Source organism: Bhargavaea beijingensis (assembly GCF_900101985.1).
GTDB lineage: Bacteria > Bacillota > Bacilli > Bacillales_A > Planococcaceae > Bhargavaea > Bhargavaea beijingensis.
Genome location: NZ_FNAR01000022.1, coordinates 22750 through 45107, shown reverse-complemented (window position 1 = coordinate 45107; position 22358 = coordinate 22750). Strand labels below are relative to the sequence as shown.

The 22358-nt window shown below is 55.9% G+C and carries 19 protein-coding genes; 8 read left to right on the top strand and 11 right to left on the bottom strand.

The annotated features are described in order from the left end of the window. Nucleotides 1-219: 219 nt before the first annotated feature. From BLT01_RS12905 to nikC, 4 genes are read right to left on the bottom strand one after another with little or no spacing between them, the layout of a single operon-like run. Nucleotides 220-1257, bottom strand: a complete 1038-nt coding sequence (locus BLT01_RS12905; protein WP_092098422.1) for an ABC transporter ATP-binding protein — start codon at nucleotides 1255-1257, stop codon at nucleotides 220-222. Beyond that, nucleotides 1223-2248 (bottom strand): ABC transporter ATP-binding protein, encoded by a 1026-nt coding sequence (locus BLT01_RS12900; protein ID WP_092098420.1) that lies wholly within the window; start codon nucleotides 2246-2248, stop codon nucleotides 1223-1225. Before BLT01_RS12900 ends, BLT01_RS12905 begins: the two co-directional genes overlap by 35 nt. A gap of 35 nt (nucleotides 2249-2283) precedes the next feature. Next, entirely contained in the window at nucleotides 2284-3225 is a 942-nt protein-coding gene (locus tag BLT01_RS12895) for an ABC transporter permease (protein WP_092098418.1), read from the bottom strand. Between the two features lie 15 nt (nucleotides 3226-3240). Then, nucleotides 3241-4134, bottom strand: coding sequence for a nickel transporter permease (nikC, locus tag BLT01_RS12890; RefSeq protein ID WP_092098416.1), 894 nt, complete (start codon nucleotides 4132-4134; stop codon nucleotides 3241-3243). A gap of 320 nt (nucleotides 4135-4454) precedes the next feature. Here nikC and BLT01_RS12885 point away from each other — a divergent pair, with 320 nt between their 5' ends. Both BLT01_RS12885 and BLT01_RS12880 read left to right on the top strand, forming a co-directional pair. Continuing rightward, nucleotides 4455-6083: a glutathione ABC transporter substrate-binding protein gene (locus BLT01_RS12885; RefSeq protein WP_092098414.1), complete on the top strand. Its 1629-nt coding sequence runs from the start codon at nucleotides 4455-4457 to the stop codon at nucleotides 6081-6083. A 169-nt stretch (nucleotides 6084-6252) separates the two neighbouring features. Further along, entirely contained in the window at nucleotides 6253-7851 is a 1599-nt protein-coding gene (locus tag BLT01_RS12880) for a glutathione ABC transporter substrate-binding protein (RefSeq protein WP_092098412.1), read from the top strand. 68 nt (nucleotides 7852-7919) lie between these two features. On the opposite strand, the gene hflX is transcribed toward BLT01_RS12880, so the two are convergent. Both hflX and BLT01_RS12870 read right to left on the bottom strand, forming a co-directional pair. Then, nucleotides 7920-9197, bottom strand: a complete 1278-nt coding sequence (gene hflX, locus BLT01_RS12875) for a GTPase HflX (RefSeq protein ID WP_092098410.1) — start codon at nucleotides 9195-9197, stop codon at nucleotides 7920-7922. A gap of 55 nt (nucleotides 9198-9252) precedes the next feature. Then, nucleotides 9253-9954: a VOC family protein gene (locus tag BLT01_RS12870; RefSeq protein WP_176765156.1), complete on the bottom strand. Its 702-nt coding sequence runs from the start codon at nucleotides 9952-9954 to the stop codon at nucleotides 9253-9255. Between the two features lie 167 nt (nucleotides 9955-10121). Between BLT01_RS12870 and BLT01_RS12865 the strand changes: the two genes are divergently transcribed. Next, nucleotides 10122-11690 carry a BCCT family transporter gene (locus tag BLT01_RS12865; protein WP_092098406.1) on the top strand — a complete coding sequence of 523 codons (1569 nt, stop codon included), beginning with the start codon at nucleotides 10122-10124 and terminating at the stop codon, nucleotides 11688-11690. Nucleotides 11691-11777: 87 nt separating this feature from the next. Here the strand turns inward: BLT01_RS12865 and putP are convergent, their stop codons facing one another. Continuing rightward, the gene (gene putP / locus BLT01_RS12860; RefSeq protein ID WP_092098404.1) at nucleotides 11778-13265 is read right to left on the bottom strand and encodes a sodium/proline symporter PutP; all 1488 of its coding nucleotides are present in this window, start codon (nucleotides 13263-13265) and stop codon (nucleotides 11778-11780) included. A 305-nt stretch (nucleotides 13266-13570) separates the two neighbouring features. Here putP and BLT01_RS12855 point away from each other — a divergent pair, with 305 nt between their 5' ends. Then, nucleotides 13571-13942 carry a DUF2188 domain-containing protein gene (locus BLT01_RS12855; RefSeq protein WP_092098402.1) on the top strand — a complete coding sequence of 124 codons (372 nt, stop codon included), beginning with the start codon at nucleotides 13571-13573 and terminating at the stop codon, nucleotides 13940-13942. A gap of 154 nt (nucleotides 13943-14096) precedes the next feature. Here BLT01_RS12855 and BLT01_RS12850 read toward each other — a convergent pair whose 3' ends face one another. After that, complete coding sequence (locus BLT01_RS12850; RefSeq protein ID WP_281241528.1) at nucleotides 14097-15761, bottom strand: AMP-binding protein; 1665 nt, start codon at nucleotides 15759-15761, stop codon at nucleotides 14097-14099. 96 nt (nucleotides 15762-15857) lie between these two features. Then, on the bottom strand, nucleotides 15858-17447 hold the full coding sequence (locus BLT01_RS12845) for an FMN-binding glutamate synthase family protein (protein WP_092098399.1): 1590 nt from the start codon (nucleotides 17445-17447) through the stop codon (nucleotides 15858-15860). Between the two features lie 130 nt (nucleotides 17448-17577). Between BLT01_RS12845 and nfsA the strand changes: the two genes are divergently transcribed. From nfsA to BLT01_RS12825, 4 genes are all read left to right on the top strand, one after another. Continuing rightward, the gene (gene nfsA / locus BLT01_RS12840; protein WP_092098398.1) at nucleotides 17578-18309 is read left to right on the top strand and encodes an oxygen-insensitive NADPH nitroreductase; all 732 of its coding nucleotides are present in this window, start codon (nucleotides 17578-17580) and stop codon (nucleotides 18307-18309) included. Between the two features lie 31 nt (nucleotides 18310-18340). Then, nucleotides 18341-19519 (top strand): class I SAM-dependent methyltransferase, encoded by a 1179-nt coding sequence (locus tag BLT01_RS12835; RefSeq protein WP_092098397.1) that lies wholly within the window; start codon nucleotides 18341-18343, stop codon nucleotides 19517-19519. A 74-nt stretch (nucleotides 19520-19593) separates the two neighbouring features. Further along, nucleotides 19594-20415 (top strand): purine-nucleoside phosphorylase, encoded by an 822-nt coding sequence (locus BLT01_RS12830; protein ID WP_092098395.1) that lies wholly within the window; start codon nucleotides 19594-19596, stop codon nucleotides 20413-20415. Between the two features lie 112 nt (nucleotides 20416-20527). Further along, nucleotides 20528-20893 (top strand): helix-turn-helix domain-containing protein, encoded by a 366-nt coding sequence (locus tag BLT01_RS12825; protein WP_092098394.1) that lies wholly within the window; start codon nucleotides 20528-20530, stop codon nucleotides 20891-20893. A 57-nt stretch (nucleotides 20894-20950) separates the two neighbouring features. On the opposite strand, the gene BLT01_RS12820 is transcribed toward BLT01_RS12825, so the two are convergent. Both BLT01_RS12820 and BLT01_RS12815 read right to left on the bottom strand, forming a co-directional pair. After that, a complete protein-coding gene (locus BLT01_RS12820; protein ID WP_092098393.1) occupies nucleotides 20951-21559 on the bottom strand; it encodes a tetratricopeptide repeat protein in 609 nt (202 codons plus the stop codon). Beyond that, nucleotides 21556-22215: a Dph6-related ATP pyrophosphatase gene (locus BLT01_RS12815; protein WP_092098391.1), complete on the bottom strand. Its 660-nt coding sequence runs from the start codon at nucleotides 22213-22215 to the stop codon at nucleotides 21556-21558. The genes BLT01_RS12820 and BLT01_RS12815 overlap by 4 nt, the downstream gene beginning before the upstream one ends. Nucleotides 22216-22358 lie beyond the last annotated feature (143 nt).

Here is a 22358-nt window from a genome sequence, read left to right as displayed (position 1 = left end):
GCAAATCCGCAACCCATACGGCAAACCCGCAACCCATACGGCAAACCCGCATCCCATACTGCAAACCCGCGCCCCATACTGCAAATCCGCATCCCATACGGCAAACCCGCGCCCCATACTGCAAATCCGCAACCCATATGGCAAATCCGCTCCGTAAGCAATTCCAATCGGAAAACCCGCTGCCTTTCCGGCAACGGGTTTGAATTCCTTCTATATTAATTAAAAAGCCGCTTTTTCCATGTAGTTCGGTTTAAGCTGGCCGCTTTCGATTTCTTCGACGAAGTGGCAGGCGGCTTCGTGGCCTTGCTTCATGCCATCGTGCGTGACAAGTTCCGGCACGTCGACCCGGCACTTTTCCTGCGCGAACGGGCAGCGCGTGTGGAAGCGGCAACCCGATGGCGGGTCAATCGGCGAAGGCACATCGCCGCGGAGAACGACGTGTTCCCGCTCCCGATCCGGATCCGGAACGGGAATCGCTGACAGGAGCGCCTTCGTGTACGGGTGTTTTGGGCTGTCGAAGATCGATACTTTGTCTCCGATCTCCACAATCTTCCCAAGATACATGACGATCACACGGTCCGAGATGTGGCGGACCACACCGAGGTCATGGGAAATGAACAGATAGGTGAGTCCGTACTCATCCTGCAACTCTTCAAGCAGATTCAACACCTGGGCCTGGATGGAGACGTCGAGCGCCGATACGGCTTCGTCGCAGATGATGAGCTTCGGGTTCACCGACAGCGCGCGGGCGATGCCGATCCGCTGGCGCTGGCCACCCGAAAATTCATGCGGATAGCGGTCAGCCTGACTGCCGTTCAATCCGACCGTTTCCAGCAGTTCGATGATCCGCTTGCGGCGCTCTTTCCTCGGAAGCACATTCTGGATTTCCATCGCTTCATTCAGGACATCCGAAATCGACTGGCGCGGGTTGATCGAGGCGTACGGGTCCTGGAAGATAATCTGGAGATCCTTCCGGTATTTCCGCATTTCCGACTTCGACAAGGAAGCGAGGTCGGTGCCTTCGAAGTACACCTTTCCGTCTGACGGTTCCTCAAGCCTGAGGATCGCGCGCCCGGTTGTGGATTTTCCGCACCCGGATTCACCGACGATGCTGACGGTTTCCCCTTCATACACAGTGAAGCTGATATCATCGACCGCTTTGACATGGTTGACCGTGCGGCCGAAGAAGCCGCCCTTGATCGGGAAGTGCTGCTTCAGCCCATCAACCTTGAGCAATTCTCTTTTCTCCAAAGACATCCACCTCCTTCGGACCCGGCCATTCTTCATCATAGATCCAGCAGCGTACCTGGTTGCCTTCTCCGTCATCAAACAGATCCGGCAGTTTTTCGCGGCAAAGATCGGTCGCCGCCGGGCAGCGCGGAGCAAACCGGCAGCCCTTCGGCATGTTAAACGGCGACGGCACCATGCCGTGGATCGGGACCAGTTTTTCCTGGTCGGCATCAGGACGCGGCAGCGATTTGAGCAGCCCGACCGTATACGGATGGCGCGGCTTGCGGAACAGTGTCCGCACATCGCTGTATTCGACAACCTGTCCCGCGTACATGACAGCGACATAATCACAAGTTTCCGCGACGACGCCAAGATCATGCGTGATAAGAATCACAGACATGCCGAGGCGGTTCTGAAGATCTTTGATCAGGCCAAGTATCTGTGCCTGGATCGTTACGTCAAGCGCGGTTGTCGGCTCGTCCGCGACAAGGATTTCCGGATTGCAGGCCAAAGCCATCGCAATCATGACACGCTGGCGCATACCGCCTGACAGTTCATAAGGATATTGGGTCACGCGCTTTTCCGGAGACGGGATGCCGACCAGCTTCAGCAAGTCGACGGATTTGGCCATCGCCTGCTTTTTGTTCATTCCCTGGTGGGTGGTAAGTGATTCTGAAATCTGCTGGCCGACCGTGAAGACCGGGTTCAGCGAGGTCATCGGCTCCTGGAAGATCATCGAGATCTTGTTCCCCCGGAGGCTTCGCATCTTCTTTTCCGAGAAATCCAGGATATTCTCGCCTTTATACCGGATCTCGCCGTCGACCACCTTGCCGTTTTCCGCAAGAAGCCGGAGGATCGACAGAGAGGTGATGCTCTTGCCGGATCCCGACTCGCCTACGATTCCTAATGTTTTACCTTTCGGGACGGAGAAGCTCACGCCATCGACGGCTTTGACTTCTCCCTCGTCCGTGAAGAAAGAGGTGCGCAGGCCGCGCACATCCAAAATCGTTTCTTCCAATGATCTTTCCTCCTTGGGCCGTTGGCCGGGACCGATCAGTTCAGGTCGATCCGCTTGTTGAGCAGCTTATATGAAATATCGACGATCAGGTTAACGAAAACGAACAGGACGGAGAGGACCAGCACGGCACCCTGGACAATCGGGAAGTCCCGCTGGGTGATGGCCTGGACTGTCAGCCGGCCCATGCCGTTGATGGCAAAGATCGTCTCTGTCAGGACAGCGCCTCCGAGGAAGCCGCCGAATTCAAGCCCGACGACCGTCACGACCGGGATGAGCGCATTCTTGAGCGCGTGCCGGTAAGTGACGATGCGGTCGGTGAGCCCTTTTGCCCGGGCCGTCCGGATGTAATCCTGGTTGATGACTTCAAGCATCGAAGACCGGGTCATGCGGGCGATGATCGCCGCGCCGCCTGTTCCGAGCGTGATGACCGGCAGGATGACTTGCCGCCAGGAGTCTCCCCATCCCGAAGGACGAAGTTTTGCCCACTCCGGCAGCCAATCCCCGCCGATGGCAAACCAGTCGATAAGGACAAGGCCGAGCCAGAAGTTCGGCATGGACAATCCGAACAGCGCCACGATCATGATGGCGGTGTCCGCCAGCGTATAGCGGCGGACCGCCGAGATGATCCCCGCCATCAGTCCGAGGAAGACGGCGAGGACGGTGGCATAGAAGGACAGCTCCACCGTGACCCAGAAGCGTGTTGCGATCTCGTCGGAAACAGCGCGGCCGCTCCGGACGGAATTGCCGAGGTCGCCCTGGAGGACGCCGCTCATATAGTTGAAGTATTGGATATGGATCGGGTCATTCAGGCCGAGGCGCTCCTCGATCTGCCTGACTGTCTGCTCCGAAGCACCTTCTCCCGCAATGATCTGGGCAGGGTTGCCCGGGATCAGGTGCATCAGGGAGAAGACGAGAATGGAGACACCGATAAGCACCGGGATGGTCTGAAGGACCCGCCGGATGATGTATTTGAGCATTTCGCTTCTCCCTCCTTATTTGTTCGCCTTCGGATCAAGCGCATCGCGCAGTCCGTCGCCGAAGATGTTGAATGCAAGAACGACGAGGACGATGGCCAGTCCCGGAATCAGAATCATGTGCGGCGACTCCGCCATATACGACCGTCCGGCCGACAGCATCGCGCCCCATTCCGGAGTCGGCGGCTGGGCGCCGAGCCCGAGGAAGGACAGGCCGCTCGCCGTCAGGACTGCGGTCGCAATCCGGAGTGTCGCCTGGACGATGATCGGGGACAGGACGTTCGGAAGAATATGCTTGAAGATAATCCGGAAATCAGATGCACCAAGCGCCCGCATGGCGTCGATGTATTCCAGTTTCCTGACGGACAGTGTCGATCCGCGAACAATCCGCGCAAAGGTCGGAACCGAGAAAATCCCGATCGCGATAATCATGTTCTGGAGGCTGCCGCCGAGCACGCTCACGATTGCGAGCGCAAGGAGAATCCCCGGGAAGGCGAGCAGGATATCCATCAGGCGCATGATGATCGTATCCACCTTACCGCCGTAGTAGCCGGAAACGATTCCGAACAGGACACCGATGATTCCGCCGATCATAACGGAAACAAAGCCTACGACGAGCGTAAGTTTTGTGCCGTGGACAATCCTCGCGAAAATGTCCCGCCCGTAGTTGTCAGTGCCGAACCAGTGCTCCCCGGACGGGGGCTGGAGCTTATTGGCGATGTCCGTGGCGTTCGGGTTGGTATTCACCAGCATCGGCCCGAAGATGGCCAACAAGATGAAAAACAGCACAATAATCCCGCCTACAAGGGCCGACTTGTTCTTTTTGAACCGTCTCCAAAAGCCCTTGTAAAGCTCGAGGCGAGGATTGTAAGCCTTTTCACTTGTAGTGGCTTTGGCTGTTTGCTCAGACATAGTAATCCCTCTTTCCCCATAACGGCAGTTAAGTGCCGCCTTTTTCTCAATATGTGTAATCGATAGTTTACCATGAATAGTGCAAATTCGACATACAATATTTAAAAATGAAAAATACAAAAATGATACAATTTTCGATACTTTCAAATTCTCTTTTCGACACTACCGGGTTGAATCGCGAAAGGCTCTCTACATTTATACCAACCTTGAGCCGATTTCAAAGAACGGCTATTGTCACCGACTATTTGGTATGGTATATTCTTTCTGAATATTGCGGTCGATTGCGCAATATCAAAAAACAAAATAGGGGGAGAATTTGCATGAAGAATAAGCGCAGCTCATTGTTGCTCTTGGTCCTGATGCTGGTCGTCTCCATGTTCCTCGCGGCTTGTGCCGGCGGCGGAAATGATAACGCATCCGACAGCGGAAGCAAAGACGGCAGCCAGGGCGAAGATGGAACAACTGAAGGCGGCGAAGAAGGCGGCGACCTCATTCTCGCAGTCCTTTCCGATGCTTCATCGCTTGACCCGGCTGGATCAAACGATGTTCCGTCCTCCAACATCCAGGCAAACATCTTTGAAACACTTGTCAACCGAAATGACAACAATGAGATCGAACCTGGCCTTGCGACGGAATGGAACGCAATCGACGACACGACTTGGGAGTTCAAGCTCCAGGAAGGCGTCAAATTCCATGACGGCGAAGAATTCAACGCTGAGGCAGTCAAGAAGAGCCTCGATCGAGTTCGCGACCCGAAAGTCGCTTCTCCTCGCTACTTCCTTTTCGAGATGATCGAGAGCGTGGATGTTGTCGATGACCAAACAGTCCAGATCAAGACAGCATACCCATTTGCACCGCTTCTCGCCCACCTGTCCCATAACGGCGGCAGCATCATCAGCCCTAAGTCCATCGAAGAAGACTATGCGGCGATGGAAAACGGCGAAGAGCCGGGCTCCGTCATCTCCGAGACTCCTGTGGGAACCGGCTACTTCAAGTTTGAAAGCTGGAAACCGGGCTCCGAGATCAAGGTTGTGAAAAACGAAGACTACTGGAACGAACCGGCCAAGGTCGACTCGGTCACCTTCAAGGTTGTCCCTGAAGCAGCAACACGCGTGGCCGAGCTTGAAACGGGCAACGCGCACATCATCGACCCGGTCCAGCCCAACGAAGTCCAGCAGATCAACGACTCCGGCAGCGGCACGGTCCACCAGAAGCCATCTTCGAGCCTCTCGTATATCGGCTTCAACACGGAAAAAGAACCGTTCAACGACGTCCGCGTCCGCCAGGCGATCTCGATGCTCGTAAACAAGGAAGACATTATCTCCGGCGTTTACGAAGGATTCGGCATCCCGGCGAAAGGCCCTCTTGCGCCTGGCATCTTCGGCTACAATGAAGACGCCAAGCCGCTTGAGAACAACGTTGAAAAAGCGAAAAAGCTGCTTGAAGAAGCAGGCTACGCTGATGGTTTCTCCACGACGATCTGGACAAACGACAACCCGCAGCGTGTTGACTCTGCGGTCCTTCTCCAGCAGGAACTGAAGGAAGTCGGCATCGACGTCAAGATCGAACAGATGGAATTCGGCACGTACCTCGAAAAGACAGCTGCAGGTGAGCACGACATGTTCATCCTCGGCTGGTCCAACCCGACAGGCGACGCGGACTACGGCATGTATGCCCTCTTCCACTCGTCCCAGAAGGGGGACCCGGGCAACCGCTCGTTCTACGAAAACCCTGAAGTCGATAAGCTCCTTGACGAAGGCCGCCAGGAAACCGATCCTGAAGCCCGTCAGGATATCTACAACAAAGTTCAGGAACATCTGATCGAAGATGCGCCAATGATCTATATTCACCACCAAGAATACCTGACAGGACTCGCAAACAACGTCAAAGGCTTTGATATTGATACTTCCGGTATCTATCAACTGAAAAACGTCACCCTGTCCGAGTAATCTGAATAGAGCCTTCCCCATTTGCGGGAAGGCTCTTTTATATTCATTAACAGGGCCGCTTGACGAGAAAACAATGACGAATCCCTATTGTCCGCCCAGAAATCATGTGATATATTTCTGAAATATCGCATTAGACATAATTCGCGGTAAAAAAGGGGGGATAAGCACCATGAGAAAAAGCAGACAACTGCTCCTGATCCCGGCACTCATGCTGTCCATGCTTCTCACGGCATGTGCCGGCGGAGGCCAGGCAGACACCGGCAATAATGCCGGAAACGGCGAAGGCGAGGCAGCGGCAGGGGGCGACCTGATCCTGGCAGTCCTTTCCGACGCCTCCACACTGGATCCCCAGGGCTCGAACGATGTTCCGTCCAACAACATCCATAACAATCTGTTCGATACTCTTGTTGAACTGAACGGCAAGAATGAGATCGTTCCGAGCCTGGCAACAGAATGGGAAATGGTCGATGAGACGACATGGGAGTTCAAGCTCCGCGAAGGCGTCAAGTTCCACGATGGCACAAACTTCACTGCCGAAGCGGTCAAGAAAACCTTCGACCGCGTCCGCGACCCGGATGTCGCATCCGGCAAGGCCTATCTGTATGAAATGATTGAAAGTGTCGAAGTCATTGACCAGCACACCGTCCAGATCAAAACAGCCTATCCGTTTTCACCGCTTCTCTCCCACCTGTCGCACTCCGGCGGTTCCATTATCAGCCCCAAACTGATTGATGAGGACTATGCGGCGATGGAGAGCGGCGAGGAACCGGGGGCTGCCATCAACGAGCATCCCGTCGGCACAGGATTCTTCAAGTTTGAAAGCTGGGAGCCGGGAGTGTCGGTCAAGCTCGCCAAAAATGAGGACTATTGGGACGGCGCACCGAACGTCGACACTGTCACGTTCAACGTGATTCCGGAAAGCGCCACGCGTCTTGCAGAGCTTGAAACCGGCAACGCCCATATCATCGATCCGCTCCAGCCGAACGAAGTGGCGCAAATTGAAAGTGGCGATTACGCGACGGTCAATAAGCAGCTTTCCCGCGCCCTCTCGTTTGTCGGGTTCAATACGGAAAAAGAACCGTTCAATGATGTTCGTGTCCGCCAAGCGATCTCGATGATGATCGACAATGAAGAAATCGTAAACGGCATCTATGACGGACATGGCGTGCCGGCCAAAGGCCCGCTTGCACCGGGCACCTTCGCTTACAACGAAAGCATCGAAGGGCTCGGATACAACCCGGAAAAAGCCAAGCAACTCCTTGAAGAAGCCGGCTATGCCGACGGCTTCTCCACGACACTCATCACAAATGATAATCCGCAGCGAATCGACATCGCGGTGCTGCTCCAACAGAAGCTGAAAGAGCTGAACATCGATGTCAAGGTTGAACAGATGGAATTCGGCAGTTATCTCGAAAAGCTGACCGCCGGCGACCAGGACATGTACCAACTGGGCTGGTCCAACGCGACCGGCGATGCAGACAACGGGCTCTACTCCCTTTTCCACTCAACCCAGAAAGGGACGGGAGCGAACAAGTCATTCTATGGCAATCCCGAAGTCGACAAGCTTCTTGATGCCGGCCGCGCGGAAACCGATGAAGCGAAGCGCAAACAAATCTACAACCAGCTTCAGCAGATTCTGATCGAGGAAGCCCCGATTGCCTACATTCATCACCAGGAATACCTGGCCGGCGTCGCCAACAGTGTCCAAGGATTCAGTGTGGATCCGAGCGGCTATTATCAGCTAAAAGACGTCACGCTGTCTGAATGATTGAAGAATGAAAACTCCCTCCCGCTTTTGCGGAAGGGAGTTTTTAAAGTTGATGAAGATGGCACAGATCAATTCTCCGGGGGAGCGGAAAATTCTTCAAACCGGTTCCGGTCGGCCTCCCGGATTTCAACATCCATGAGGGTGCCGTTTTCCGTATACTCGGTTTCTTTTACATCGGCATGCTCATTCAGGAACGAAACGACATCCCCACGGTCGAACGGAATCAGTAGCTTCGCCCGTACGTAGTCGCCGAAGATTTTCGAAGCGATCCATTCGGTCAGCTCACGGATATCATCGGGTTCCTTCGCGGAGATCCAGATGCTGTTCCCTTGCTTTTTCGGATGCTCGAGGCCTGCCAGGTCGGACTTGTTGTAGACGTGTACTTCCGGGATCCCTTCGATTCCGATGCCGGCAAGCGTATCCTCGGTGACGTCCATCATGTATCGGTGTTCCGGGTGCGATACGTCGACGACATGAAGAAGCAGGTCGGCATCCGCCGCTTCTTCGAGCGTCGAGCGGAATGCCTTCACCAGGTGGTGCGGCAACTTCCCGACGAACCCGACCGTGTCGGTCAGCAGGAACTCCCGGTTGTCCTGCAGATGGATATTCCGGACCGAAGTATCCAGCGTCGCAAACAGCATGTCCCGCTCAAGGACTTGGCGGCCGGCACCGTCCCCGATTCCTGCAAGCATCGAGTTCATGATCGTCGACTTGCCCGCGTTGGTATAGCCGACAAGCGAAACGACCGGAACGTCCCGTTTTACCCGACGTTTCCGCTGCGTCTCGCGGTGGTTTTTCACCGATTCAAGTTCGCGGCGAAGCCGCGCAATCTGGTCCTCGATTCTCCGGCGGTCAAGCTCCAGCTTTGTTTCACCGGGACCGCGCGTCGCCACGCCGCCGCCTGTCGAGCCGGCCTGCCGGCTGAGCGACGCGCGCAAGCCGACAAGTCTCGGCAGCATGTACTGCAGTTGTGCCAATTCCACTTGTAGCTGGGCCTCACGGGTTTTCGCCCTTCTTGCGAATATATCCAGAATCAGCATCGTCCGGTCAATCACCTTCGTATCAAGTTCCGTTTCCAGGTTCCTGATCTGCGATGGCGACAGCTCATCGTTGAAGATGACGAGGTTGGAGTCCGTAGAGTCATGGAACGTGAGGATCTCCCCCACCTTCCCGGAGCCGATGTAGTGGCTCGGATTCGGACGCTCAAGATTTTGTGTGATCATTCCTGAGACTTCCACGCCGCAGGCCTCCGCCAGGCTTGCCAGTTCCTCCATTGAATAATCGAACTGCTCATCGTCGTCGAGACGGATGCCGACGAGCACCGCGCGTTCCAGTATTTCTTCCATATGAAATCCCTCCAGTTCAGGCTGCCTGTCCACAGTATACCCGTCCTGCGGAACTTCAGCGCGTGTCTTCATGGGCAATGGCGACGTCTGCCAGGCGCTCCGGCTTTTCACCCTTCACAAAGACAAGTTCTGCATTGCCGAGCGCCAGCCTGTTGCCAGCCGGCTGGCCAAGTCCGAGCAACTCGGCCCACCGGCCTGCGGTCGCCTGCGGATCACGGACTTTGAACACTGCCTCCGTGATGCGGGATGCCAAGTTTTCTTGAGGCATTGTTCCTGAAGAAAGCAATTGCTCCATACGCGCGGACTCATCCATTCCCCAGTCGATGAAGAACGGATTGGGCAGTCCATCTCCGATTTCCTCATCAATGAAAAGCAATTTCCATTCCAGCAAATCACCCGATGCCGTCCTCCGGGAAGCATCCTGAACGCCCGTCGTCCGATAGCCTTTTTCATTCAGTTGTTTCTCGAATTCGTACAGATTCCCCGGCCGCAGGCACACGGTCCCCCATCCGGAACCATATGCCTTCAGATCATGAATGAGCAGCCGCGCCAGTGGCTGCCCGCTCCCTTCGGCGATTTCCGGTTTTTCTACAGACAGCGCTTCGATATAGGCATTGCGTGCATAGTAAAGCGCATTCTGTGTTCCCCACTGGTCATGGCGGCCACCCGGTGCCCCGTTCATCCCCCGCTTCTTCCACGCTTTTGCATCTTCCTCAGGTGTCTGGTTGCTGAAGTAAACTGCATGGTCCAGTTTCAATTTGCTCTCTCCTTTCGATATTTCCCGGCAAGGTTAGTCATTTGGACCCAACTTTTTCGTCAATTCCCGTTTTAGCCTTGAAGGCCCCGTTCATCTTCGTTACCCTCGGGTATACATCTATTATGTAACCTTTACATAATAAAACCAAATTACTGAAGGAGAGGAACATGGACAGATCAAACTGGAAAAATCCAGTCTTTCTTGTATCCGCCATTTTTATCCTGGCACTTGTCTTGGTGGGAGCGGTTGCACCAAACGCATTTGCGTCGGTCGCCTCCGTTGTCTATGACTTTACGATCGACAAATTCAGCTGGTTCTACCTGCTGGCCGTCTTTATCTTTATCATCTTTTTGCTTGGGGTCGCTCTGAGCAAGTACGGCAGCATCCGTCTTGGTGCTGATGATGAAAAACCCGAATTCTCATTTTTCACCTGGACCGCCATGCTCTTTTCGGCCGGTTTCGGAGCGGGTCTTGTTTTCTGGGGCGTAGCGGAGCCGATGAGCCATATGTACAGGCCGGCTTTCACCGATTTGGAACCGATGACCGAGGACACCGCCCGGAATGCGATGGGCTACTCCATGTTCCACTGGGGCATGCACCAATGGGTCATGTTCACCCTGACCGGCCTCGTCATCGCCTTCCTGCAATTCAGGAAAAGGAAGAACGGCCTTATCTCCACGGCACTCGAGCCGATTGTCGGAACATCCAAACCGGTGAAAAATGCGATTGATATCCTTGCGGTCATCGCGACGATCATGGGGATGGCCACGTCAATCGGCCTTGGGGTCCTTCAGATGAACGGCGGACTCAATGCCGTCGCCGGCATCAAGATTTCCCCGTATGTCCAGCTCGGCATCATCGCTGTCATGATGGTCGCTTACCTGCTGTCCTCCACCACCGGGTTGCATCGGGGAATCCGCTATCTCAGCAACCTCAACCTGGGTCTTGCGCTGGGTCTCCTGCTGTTCACGTTTTTTGCAGGACCGACTGTCTTTATCCTGGAAACGTTTGTGGTCGGGCTCGGAGACTACATCACCAACTTCGTCCAGTACAGCCTCCGTCTTGAGCCTTATAAAGACCGGCTCTGGGTCCAGGAATGGACTGTCTTCTATTGGGCTTGGGTCATGGCCTGGTCTCCGTTCATCGGTGCGTTCGTCGCCCGTGTATCGCGCGGCCGGACGATCAGGGAATTCATTATCGGCACTTTGATCATTCCGCCGGCGATCGCCATGTTCTGGATGGCCGTGTTCGGAGGTACGGCCATCTACAATGACCTGAACAAAGGCACGAACATTGCGGAGATGGTCAATCAGGACGTCACATCCGCCCTGTTCACGACGTTCGAGCAGACGCTTCCTTTCCCGGGAATGCTCTCCGTCCTCGCCATCCTGCTGATTTTCACTTTCATTGTCACATCCGCCGACTCGGCCACCTATATCCTGGCCAGCATGACTTCCGGCGGCTCTCTGAATCCCCAAATGCCCGCCAAGCTGATCTGGGGAGTGCTCATGGGCTCCATTGCCGGCGTCCTGCTCTTTACAGGCGGCATCGACGGATTGGAAACCGCCTCGCTCGCTTCGGCGCTTCCATTCGGCATCATCCTCATCATGCTCATGTTCTCCATGATCATCCTCCTGAAAAGGGAGCCTTTGCCGATCCAAAAGCGTGATCTCCGTCAATTCCAGCGCTTGGAGAACATGTCGAAAAAAGAAAAAGTGGAGCGATCCCAAAAATAAAGAAATTCCGACCCGGTGTTTGGCCGGCTCGGAATCGATCCTATTAAACAACCGGAAAACCAGTCGGCTTTCCGGTTGTTTTTATGATTACTTGCGTTCACGTTCGAGCATCTCAAGAGACTCCGTAAACTCCTGTTCGATCTCTTTGTTCGGCCGGTAGGTCGCCTTGCTGACCAGTACCGCCACGAGCAGGCTCAGGATAAACCCGGGCACGATCTCATAGAGCGTACCGCTCAGGACCTTGACGTTCCCCCAGATGATGACGACAATCGCTCCGGTGATCATGGCCCACAGCGCCCCTTGGGAGGTGAGCTTCCGCCAGTAGAGCGACAGGAGAATCACCGGACCGAATGCTGCTCCAAAACCTGCCCATGCAAACGACACAAGCTTCAGGATGGTACCGTTCTGCTCCCAGGACAGGATAAATGCCACAATCGCCACGAAAAGGACAGCCAGCCGCCCATACAGGACATACGTCTTGTCATCCGCGTCCGATTTGATGATCGCCTTGTACAAGTCTTCGATGAGTGCCGAAGAAGTGACGATCAGCTGTGAGGAAATCGTACTCATGATGGCCGCCAGCACGGCGGACAAAATGATTCCGGCGATAAACGGATGGAAGATGATCTGCCCCATCTCGATAAAGATGGCTTCCGGATCGGTCAGCGACAAATGCGGATTCTGCTGGAAATACGCATACCCTACGAGGGCTGTCAGCGTGGCACCGATCAGGCTGAGCAGCATCCAGCCGATTCCGATCCGGCGGGCGGAACGTGTTTCCTTGACGGAACTGATCGCCATGAAGCGGACGATGATATGCGGCTGGCCAAAGTATCCGAGCCCCCAGGCGAGGGAGGAGATGATCACGGCCGTGGTCGTGCCTCCGATCAGGCTCAGATGGAACGGTTCGGCTTCACGGATCGTGCTGATCGTCTCAGCAGGCCCTCCCGTCAGGAAAACTCCGACGACCGGAACCATGATCAGCGCAAGGAACATGATGAGGCCCTGGACGAAGTCCGTGTAGCTGACGGCAAGGAAGCCGCCGAACAAGGTGTAGGCAAGTACAACAAGTGAGACGATGATCAGGCCGGTATGATAGTCGAGGCCGAACGAACTTTTGAAAAAGACGCCGCCGGCAACCATTCCGGAAGACACATAGAATGTGAAGAAAATCAGGATGATCAGGCCGGAAGCGATCCGCAGGAACGGCGATCGATCCTTGAGCCGGCTCTGCAGATAGCTCGGGATGGTGATCGAGTTGCTTGAAACCTGTGTATAGACACGGAGCCTTGGTGCAACAAACAACCAGTTCAGATAAGCACCGATGGTCAAGCCGATCCCGATCCAGGCTTCACCCAGCCCGGCGAGGTAGATGGCTCCCGGAAAGCCCATGAGCAGCCAGCCGGACATGTCTGCCGCCCCGGCGCTGAGCGCGGTCACCGCAGGTCCGAGGGAGCGCCCGCCGAGCATGTAATCCGTCAGGTTGGCAGTTTTCCTATAGGCATACCAGCCGATCAGCAGCATGGCTGCCATGTAGATGATGATTGCGATTAATTTAAACGTTGTGTCTGACAAGATGTTCACTTCCTTTCTGTATTTCATCCTATCATAAGACCCATGTCTATATGACTGCCAATTTGGAGAAATGGAATAGAAAGAAAATACAATTATATTGCCGGAAAATGGAGCGCGTCGCTCCCCATTATTTCCCGGGAAATCGACCGGCAATGACAGAAATGTCGGATGGTGCCCCGCCCACAGCAGGATAATGAAGAGGCCCGAATGACTAAGCACCCGGAAATAGCCCCTTTTTTGACGGACCCATGACGTTTAACCTTTCCTTCAGGGGGAATTTGCATAGTATAAGGAGGCGATCCGGAATGCCTTGGAACAAACAGGATTATCCGGACTCGTTCAAGAACCTGGACGAGCCGGTCAGGGAAAAAGCGATCGAGATTGCCAATGCCCTCTTGCGTGACGGCTATGAGGACAACCGCGCCATCCCGATTGCATTGGACCGTGCACGAGAATATGTGCACGGCGGCGACGGCGGCGCAAGGCCGGTGTATGAAGTGAGGGAAGACGGAGAGGAATGGGTGCTCCGGAAAAAAGGCAGCGGCAGGGCGATCCTGCGGGAAGACACGAAAGACGTTCTTCTTGAAAAAGCCAAGCCGCGTGTCAATGACCAAAACGGCATCCTGAACATCTACAAGGGGGACGGAGAACTGGAAGACACACTTTATGAAAGCTGAAGACCGCACAGGATGCGGTCTTTTTCATGAACGGTGTCAGACTTTCAGTGAAGGGCCGGACAGATCTTTAAGACGTCATCATATCCGCTCACGCGGGCGCCCGCCTCGCCCCATCAAAAAACCGTCCCGGCTCCATGCCCGGACGGTTTTCGCATTATTGCGCCCCGATGCCGGTGCGTTGCTCGGACATTTCACGGAGCTTGAATTTCTGGATCTTGCCCGATGCGGTCATTGGGTACTCGTCGATAAACTCGATGTAGCGCGGAATCTTGTGGTAGGAAATCTTCCCTTCGCAGAACTCGCGGATTGACTCCTCCGTCTCTTGCCCGCCCGGCTTCAGGATGATCCAGGCCATCAGTTCTTCTCCGTATTTCGGGTCCGGCACGCCGACCACCTGGACGTCACTCACAGACGGATGGGTATAGAGAAATTCTTCGATTTCACGCGGATAGATGTTTTCCCCGCCGCGGATCACCATGTCCCTGATGCGGCCCGTAATGTCGATATAACCGTCTTCGTCCATGACGGCGATGTCGCCGGTGTGGAGCCAGCCGTCCTCATCGATCGCCTGGCGGGTCGCTTCTTCATTGTTATAGTAGCCCTTCATGACGTGGTAGCCGCGTGTGCACAACTCGCCCGGTTCGCCCTGAGAAACTTCCATGCCGGTCACCGGGTCGATGATCTTCACTTCGACGTACGGATGCGGCTTGCCGACGGTCGCCACGCGCTTCTCGATCGGGTCATCCGTCGTCGTCTGAGTAATGACCGGCGACGACTCCGTCTGACCATAGCAAATCGTGATTTCATCGGCCCCCATTTCGTTGATGACCTGCTTCATCACCTCGATCGGGCACGTGGAGCCGGCCATGATCCCGGTCCGGAGGCTCGATGTGTCGATATTCTTGAACTCCGGATGCTGAAGCTCTGCGATGAACATGGTCGGCACCCCGTTGAGCGCCGTGCACTTCTCATCCTGGACGGCCTTCAGCACGGTGAGCGGGTTGAATTGCTCGATGATGACAGAAGTCGATGCGTGCGTGACTGCTGTCAGTGTGCTGAGAACGCAGCCGAAGCAATGGAAAAACGGCACCGGGATGCACAGCCGGTCTTTTTCGGTCAGCTTCATCCGGTCGCCGATCAGCTGCGCATTGTTGACGATATTCTTATGTGTCAGCATGACCCCCTTCGGAAAGCCGGTCGTGCCCGACGTGTACTGCATATTGATGGCGTCTTCCGGATCCAATGAGCGGAACACCTCTTCCAATTCCCTGTCCGGGACGCCGTCAGCCTTCGCCTCGAACTCGGACCATTTGAACATCCCCGGCTCGTCACGTTCCGTCATGAGAATGATCCGTTTCAGATGCGGGAGGTTCTTGCACGAGATCTCGCCCTTTTCCGAGACCTCGGCTTCCGGACATACTTGTCGGACGATGTCGATATAGCTTGTCCCCTTGAACCCCTCGTCCAAGATGAGCGTCGTCGACTCGGACTGCTTTAGCAGGTACTCGAGTTCCGCCGCCTGGTAGTTGGTGTTCACCGTCACGAGCACGGCCCCCATCTTGCCGGTCGCGAACTGGCTCAGGAACCACTGGCGCTTGTTGTCGCTCCAGATGGCCACATGTTCCCCTTTTTTGATCCCCATCCCGAGATAAGCCTTCGCCAGACGGTCCGTTTCTTCGTCGAACTCCCGGTATGTTTTCCGGATTCCGTGTTCCGGATACACATAGGCTTCCACGTCCGGAAACTCCCGCGCCTTTTCCCGGACCACCTCTCCGACAGTTTTATCGAGCAGTGCCATCCAAACGCCCCCTTTTGAAATCGTTTTCAGTTGTATGTTAACACATTTTTCGGATGGTTTAGAAATTTATTTTCACCCAAAAAAGCACGCTGCCCTTTAGGGACAGCGTGTTGGCGGTTATCGCACACTCAAATGCTCGTCATGGGAATGGACGGGATGTGCGCGGCCCCTTTCATCCATGTACACAAGGTGGCTGCGGTTCAGCTTTGTCGGCGAATCGAGGCCGGCCGCCGCCGCGATGCGAAAGAGCCCTTCGCGCATCGTCAAAATGTAATTCGTCACCCGGTACTTCTTCTCATCCACGACCAACGCTCGCTGAAGGTCTTCGTCGGTTGTCGCGACACCGGCCGGGCATTCATTCGTATGGCACTTCAGCGCCATGATGCATCCGACGGAAATCATGAAGCCACGGGCCACCTGCACGAGATCTGCCCCGAGGGCGAGTGCAATGGCTGCTTTGTCGGGCGTGGTGATCTTGCCGGATGCGATGATTTTCACCCGGTCGCGCACGCCATGTTCCCGGAGCGAATCGTCGAGAATGGAGAGCGCCGTCTTGATCGGCAGGCCGAGGCTGTCCGCCAGGTCCTGGTAAGTCGCGCCGGAGCCGCCTTCCGAGCCGTCGACCGAGATAAAGTCCGGGCCTTTTCCCGTTTTCTTCATCCAGTTCGACAGTTCATCGGCCTCACTCTTGCTGCCGATGACCACCTTGATACCGACAGGCTTCCCGCCGGCTTCACGGATCTCCCCGATAAACTCGAACATCGCCGGATAATCCTCGAACTGGCGAAATCGGTTCGGGCTGTTGATGGTCGTATACGGCTCGACGGTCCGGATTTTCGCAATCTCCTCGGTCACTTTCTCGCCTTCAACGTGACCGCCGCGCATCTTCGCACCCTGTGCAATCTTCAGTTCAAACGCACGCACATTCGGGATAGCGGCCTTCTCCTTCACCTTTTTAATATCAAATTCCCCTTCAGGCGTCCGGTAACCGAAAAGTCCCGAGCCGATCTGGGCGATAATTTCCGGACCGCCCGCCAAATGATGATCCGACAGCCCGCCCTCTCCGGTGTTCATCCAGGCACCTTTCGCCATGCCGATCCCTTTCGAAAGGGCGGTGATTGCATTTTTGCCCAGGGCTCCGTAACTCATCCCCGACTGTCCGAGGAGGCTCCGCACATGGAACGGCTCGCGGCAATCCGGCCCGATGACGACCGCATCATCCGGCGGCAGCAGCCACGGCAGAGCCGGAATATCTTCCATATGCTCACGCCGCGTAAACAGCCCCTCATCGTCGATCACATAATGGCGGGTGTCGACCAGTTCGGAGTTGTCAACACGCATTTCCTCATTCTGTTTCGTGAACATGGCATTCCGGATGTAATAGCCGGGTTCCTCGAAATCACGCTTCGAGCCAAAGCCGATCAGCGAGCTTTTGTACTTGCCCGGAAGAACCATATGCAAGTATTCTTCTCTGCTGAACGGCTTGCCGCTGTTGTCGTCGGAGAACAGGTACTGCCTGAACTCCGGTCCCGTCTTTTCAAGAAAGTACCGGACCCGCCCGAGAATCGGGAAATTCCGCAGGATGGAGTGCTGCTTTTGGCCGCGGTCATAGAAAAACAGCCAAATCAGCATCACAATCGGCACGATGATTAGCAGGATAAACAGGATCATTGCTGTCAGCGACACGTTTTCGAAGAAAGTGCTCATCTTCTGTTTCTCCCCTTTCAGTATGTATTTCCGCCTTGTGCAGACCTCTGAAATTGTTTACCCTAAAACTCTTTTGATAAGCTAAGGTTTGATGGATGAATACGCATACTTGAAAGGGGTCTTCTATCAATTGATCATCGATCTTCTTAGCTCCCACTCGTCCGTCCGCGATTACGAAGACGTGCCCATCAGCCGGGAAACGGTCGAACGGCTGGTCAGCGCCGGCCAGCATGCGGCGAGTTCCCACTTTGTCCAGGCGTATTCGGTGGTCCACGTGACCGATCCGGCCAAACGAGAGGCATTGGCCGAGCTTTCGAAAAACCCGAAGCAGTTCCTGACTGCCGGGGCGGCTCTTGTTTTCTGCATGGATTTCCGCCGCCTGGAAGCCGCGGCCTCCCTGCAAGGTGAAAAAGTTGTCTACTCCAACGCCGAAGCGCTCGTCGTCGGTGTCACGGATACGGCGCTGTTTGCGCAGAACGTCGCCATTGCCGCCGAATCGGAAGGCTACGGCATCTGCTATATCGGCGGCGTCCGGAACGCGCCCGAAGAAATCAGCAACGTGCTCGGCCTGCCGGAAGGCGTCGCGCCGCTTTATGGCATGACGATCGGCGTGCCGAAGTTCCGCAACGAAGTGAAGCCGCGCCTCCCGGTAAATGCCGTGCTGCATGAGAATGAGTACAATAGTGAAAAGTATGAAGAGCAACTGTCCGAATACGACCGGACGATGAACGGCTATTACCTGAGCCGCGGCAGCAACCGGAAAGACGCCACCTGGTCCGGGGACATGGCGGCATTCCTGAAGGAGCCGCGCCGTATGCACCTGAAAGCGTTTCTTGCCAAGCAGGGGTTCCGGTTCGAATAACCGGCCGTCCAATCAGAAAGGAGGACAACTTATGGAGTTTGATGAGATGATGGATGCGCTTGCTTCCCGCATGGCGAACGGCACGCTGGTCAAGGCAACCATCAGCCAGCCCCGCCTCAAGTCTGAGGAACTCAAGCGCATCAGGCTGAAGCCTGTCGAGCTTCGCGGTGAGCTTCATATCCAGTTCGAATATCAGTACGAGCGGATCCTGAAGCACGAAAACGTGCCGGCCGGACAAGTGCGCCCTGTCCTTGACAGACTGCTCCGCACCTTCCGCCAAATGCAGGCAACCTTCACCGGTGAAGACGTGCAGATCCGGCTCTCTAAGAAGCTGAAGGTTTCCTGGAAAACCGGCCAGACCGAAACCAAAGCGGGACCGGACCTCTCCCACAACCGCAAAAAACGTTATATCTTCGAGGATGGGACGCCTTATCCGTTTCTCGTGCGGCTCGGCGTACAGACCGCGGACGGTAAAGTGAAAAAGGGCAAGGCGGACAAGTTCAGGCAAATCAACCGCTTCACCGAATACATTTCCGACAGCCTCACCCACCTTCCGGCAGACCGGACGATCCGCATCCTCGACTTCGGCTCGGGCAAGTCCTACCTCACATTCGCCCTTTACCATTACCTCAGGATCGAAAAGCAGCTTGATGTCCGGGTGACCGGCCTCGACCTGAAAAAAGAAGTCATCGAGGAGTGCCGGCAGATTGCCGCCGACCTCGGCTACGGGGACGACCTGGAGTTTCTGGTCGGCGACATCAATGACTATAATGACGAGACCGCCGTCGACATGGTCGTGACCCTTCACGCCTGCGACGTGGCGACCGACATGGCGCTTGCCCGCGCGGTGCGCTGGGGGGCGCGTGTCATCCTGAGCGTCCCGTGCTGCCAGCACGAATTGTTCAGTCAGCTTGATACCCCGGAACTCGGCATCATGCTTCAGCACGGACTCGTGAAAGAGCGCTTTGCGGCACTGGCAACCGACTCGATCCGTGCCGAGCTGCTCAGCCTGCTCGGCTACGACGCGCAACTGCTTGAATTCATCGACATGGCGAACACGCCAAAAAACATCATGATCCGCGCTTACAAGACCGGGCGGACGGCCGATGCCGGACGGGTGTCCCGATACAAGGCGTTCCGGGACATGCTCGGCGCGGAGCCTTTCATGGAGCGGGAATTGAAGGAAGAACTCGCCCCCGTCCTCGGATGAAGATTTTCTGTCCGCGGGCATGAACGCAATCAGAACGGGCCGTACAGGCCGACGAAAGACAAGGAGAGATTCAGATGACTCTGTTCAATCATATCTGGGAAGCCACTTCATTTATCCAGGGAAAGACGGACCACCGCCCGACGGTCGGGCTGATCCTCGGCTCCGGCCTCGGATCTCTTGCCGACGAGATCGAAGATTCCATCACCATCCCGTATGCGGAAATCCCGCATTTCGCGACTTCTTCGGCTGTCGGCCATGCCAACGAGCTGGTCATCGGCAAGCTGAACGGCAAGACGGTCGCGGCAATGAAGGGACGTTACCACTACTACGAGGGCTATTCGCTCGAAGAAGTCACGTTCCCTGTCCGCGTCATGAAGGCGCTTGGCATCGAAGACCTCATCATCACGAACGCATGCGGCTCGGTGAACAAAAACTTCAATCCCGGGGACCTCATGCTGATCACCGATCACCTGAACCTGACCGGCACGAATCCCCTGATCGGCCCGAACCACGAGGAACTCGGCACGCGCTTCCCGGACCTGACGCAAGTGTACAGCAAGGAATTGCAGACGAAGGCGGCCGGCGTCGCGGAAGGACTCGGTTTCAGCCTGCGCGAAGGCGTCTACGCCTGGTGGAGCGGCCCCACATATGAAACCCCTGCAGAAATCCGCATGATCCGCACACTCGGCGCCGACGCGGTCGGCATGTCCACCGTGCCGGAAGTGATTGTCGCCGCACACGGCGGAATGCGTGTGCTCGGCATTTCCTGCCTGACGAACATGGCGGCCGGCATCCTGGACCAGCCGCTCAGCCACGGCGAAGTCATCGAGGTCGCCGCACAGGTCAAAACGAAATTCTCAGGCCTTGTAAAAGGCGTTCTCGCCGAAATGGCGTAAACCTGCAAAAAACGACAGCCCAATGGGTTGTCGTTTTCTTTTCCGCGCGATATATGATATGCTATCAGAGGAATTCAAATTTTCTAATTTCTTAAACGGAAAGGTGTTAGCATTGAACGAATCCCTCACATTCGGCGAGCGTCTAAAGGCCCTCCGGATTCAGCATGTCGTGTCCCCCGAGCAGTTGGCAGAGACGATCGGCGTTGCCAAAAGCCTGATCTGGACGTTCGAACTCGACAAGAAACTGCCGACCTATCCCCAGCTGATCGCCCTTGCAGACTACTTCCAAGTGACCACCGACTATTTGTTGGCCCGAGAACCCGTCTCCGTCGAAATCAAGGAGGCAGCCGGCGACATGCTCGATAAATACGAGCTATGCCTGGACGGCCGGCGGTTGTCACAAGACGAACTGTTGGACGCGATGACATTCATCCGGACGCAGCGGACGGTTCGTCCGAAAGATTATACGGTCATCTGATTTGCCCATGCCGGGCGGCTTGCCCGGAAAAAGCGCCGATAACCGGTGCTTTTTTTGTTATCCGGACTGTTCTTCAAGCAGGCGGCGGACTTCCTCTTCGCCTTTGACGTCTCCGGCCCTCCGGAAGGCATTGATGCTCTGTTCGTAGGCAGGGCCCGGGTTGTGCCCGTACCGGACGCTTGCCTGGCCGATTCCCCGCCAGGCACAGGCGATGCAGATGGCATCCCCCGCTTTCTTTCCCTGACGGAGTGCCAGCCGGAAAGCCCCGATCGCTTCTTCAAGGTTGCCTTCGATCATCGCTGTTTCGCCGAATTCATAGGCGTTGGCGGAATGCCCGGCATGATCATCCGATAGCCGTTCCAGGCGGAGTGCCCGCTCCCGCTCCAGCCAATTTCTTGCGGCCGGCGCATCCCCCTCCATCCGGCAGACCATTGCGAGCTGGTGCATCGAGATGGCGGAAGACTCATCGTGATTTTGTTGCTCCGCCCTGCGGAGGAGCTCTTCGTAAAGAGTGCGGGCCCCGGTAAAATCATGTTTCATCGCCAGGGTGAACGCGAGCATATGCATCGCGTTTTCTTCTTGTTCGGGATCGGCAAGCTGTGCGCGGTACAGCCGCTCCGCTTCCGGCCAATCCTGCCGCCCGAACGCATCGAACGCCGCTTTCATTTCTCAAGCTCCATTCGGGCAAATGAATAGCCATCCCGCTTCAGAAAATCGGACTGGTTGAGACGGAGCGGTTCTTTAAAAAGAGGACCGTCCGTCACGAGCGTATGGAACTCGCCCGCTTCCCCGCACGGATCGATGCCGCGGCTTTCCATGTCGCCGATCAGTTCATTGTCGAATGCCCGTCCGACCCATCCGGCCGGAAACCGCTCATCATGACCGACAACGACCGTCGCCCGGAAGCCGGCGGCGATGAAGGAACGGACCACTTCCGTGCGGCCCATGCCCCAGAGCGGATGCACGGCTTCGATTCCCTTCTCCGCACAGGTATCGGCCACCCACTTGCGGTGATCCTCCAGGTCGATGTCACCGAATACGCCTGTTTGGATCCCCGCCTCTTTCATCTCATCCAGCCCCGAAAGGAACTGTTCCTTATAATCCGTCCAGCCGGCGCGCCGGATCACGAGTGGCACCCCCATCGCCCCCGCTTGTGCACGGATGACCGTCTCGCTGACCGCGTGCGATTTCGACCGGTCCCCCTCCCCGTCGAACATCGTCAGCAGCCGCACCGGCCTCCCGCCGTTTTGAATCGCCCGGTGCAGCGCAAGCGCCGAATCCTTGCCTCCGCTCCACGAAGCAAAAAATGGTTGGTTGTTCATCGTATGACCCCCTTTAGGGAAAGTGTAGCATATGGTGCGGATGATCAGGGGGGATTGGGGGCGCGGCGGCAAGGGGCCAGTTCGCCGCCGCAGCCCCGTTTGCGGGGCTCCTTTTTTCTCCATATAAAAAGCGGGGCGAATTC

Coding starts and splice junctions, on each gene's coding strand:
- BLT01_RS12905 (WP_092098422.1), bottom strand. CDS start 1,257: ATGTCTTTGGAGAAAAGAGAATTGCTCAAGGTTGATGGGCTGAAGCAG.
- BLT01_RS12895 (WP_092098418.1), bottom strand. CDS start 3,225: ATGCTCAAATACATCATCCGGCGGGTCCTTCAGACCATCCCGGTGCTT.
- nikC (WP_092098416.1), bottom strand. CDS start 4,134: ATGTCTGAGCAAACAGCCAAAGCCACTACAAGTGAAAAGGCTTACAAT.
- BLT01_RS12885 (WP_092098414.1), top strand. CDS start 4,455: ATGAAGAATAAGCGCAGCTCATTGTTGCTCTTGGTCCTGATGCTGGTC.
- BLT01_RS12880 (WP_092098412.1), top strand. CDS start 6,253: ATGAGAAAAAGCAGACAACTGCTCCTGATCCCGGCACTCATGCTGTCC.
- hflX (WP_092098410.1), bottom strand. CDS start 9,197: ATGGAAGAAATACTGGAACGCGCGGTGCTCGTCGGCATCCGTCTCGAC.
- BLT01_RS12865 (WP_092098406.1), top strand. CDS start 10,122: ATGGACAGATCAAACTGGAAAAATCCAGTCTTTCTTGTATCCGCCATT.
- BLT01_RS12855 (WP_092098402.1), top strand. CDS start 13,571: ATGCCTTGGAACAAACAGGATTATCCGGACTCGTTCAAGAACCTGGAC.
- BLT01_RS12845 (WP_092098399.1), bottom strand. CDS start 17,447: ATGAGCACTTTCTTCGAAAACGTGTCGCTGACAGCAATGATCCTGTTT.
- BLT01_RS12835 (WP_092098397.1), top strand. CDS start 18,341: ATGGAGTTTGATGAGATGATGGATGCGCTTGCTTCCCGCATGGCGAAC.
- BLT01_RS12830 (WP_092098395.1), top strand. CDS start 19,594: ATGACTCTGTTCAATCATATCTGGGAAGCCACTTCATTTATCCAGGGA.
- BLT01_RS12820 (WP_092098393.1), bottom strand. CDS start 21,559: ATGAAAGCGGCGTTCGATGCGTTCGGGCGGCAGGATTGGCCGGAAGCG.
- BLT01_RS12815 (WP_092098391.1), bottom strand. CDS start 22,215: ATGAACAACCAACCATTTTTTGCTTCGTGGAGCGGAGGCAAGGATTCG.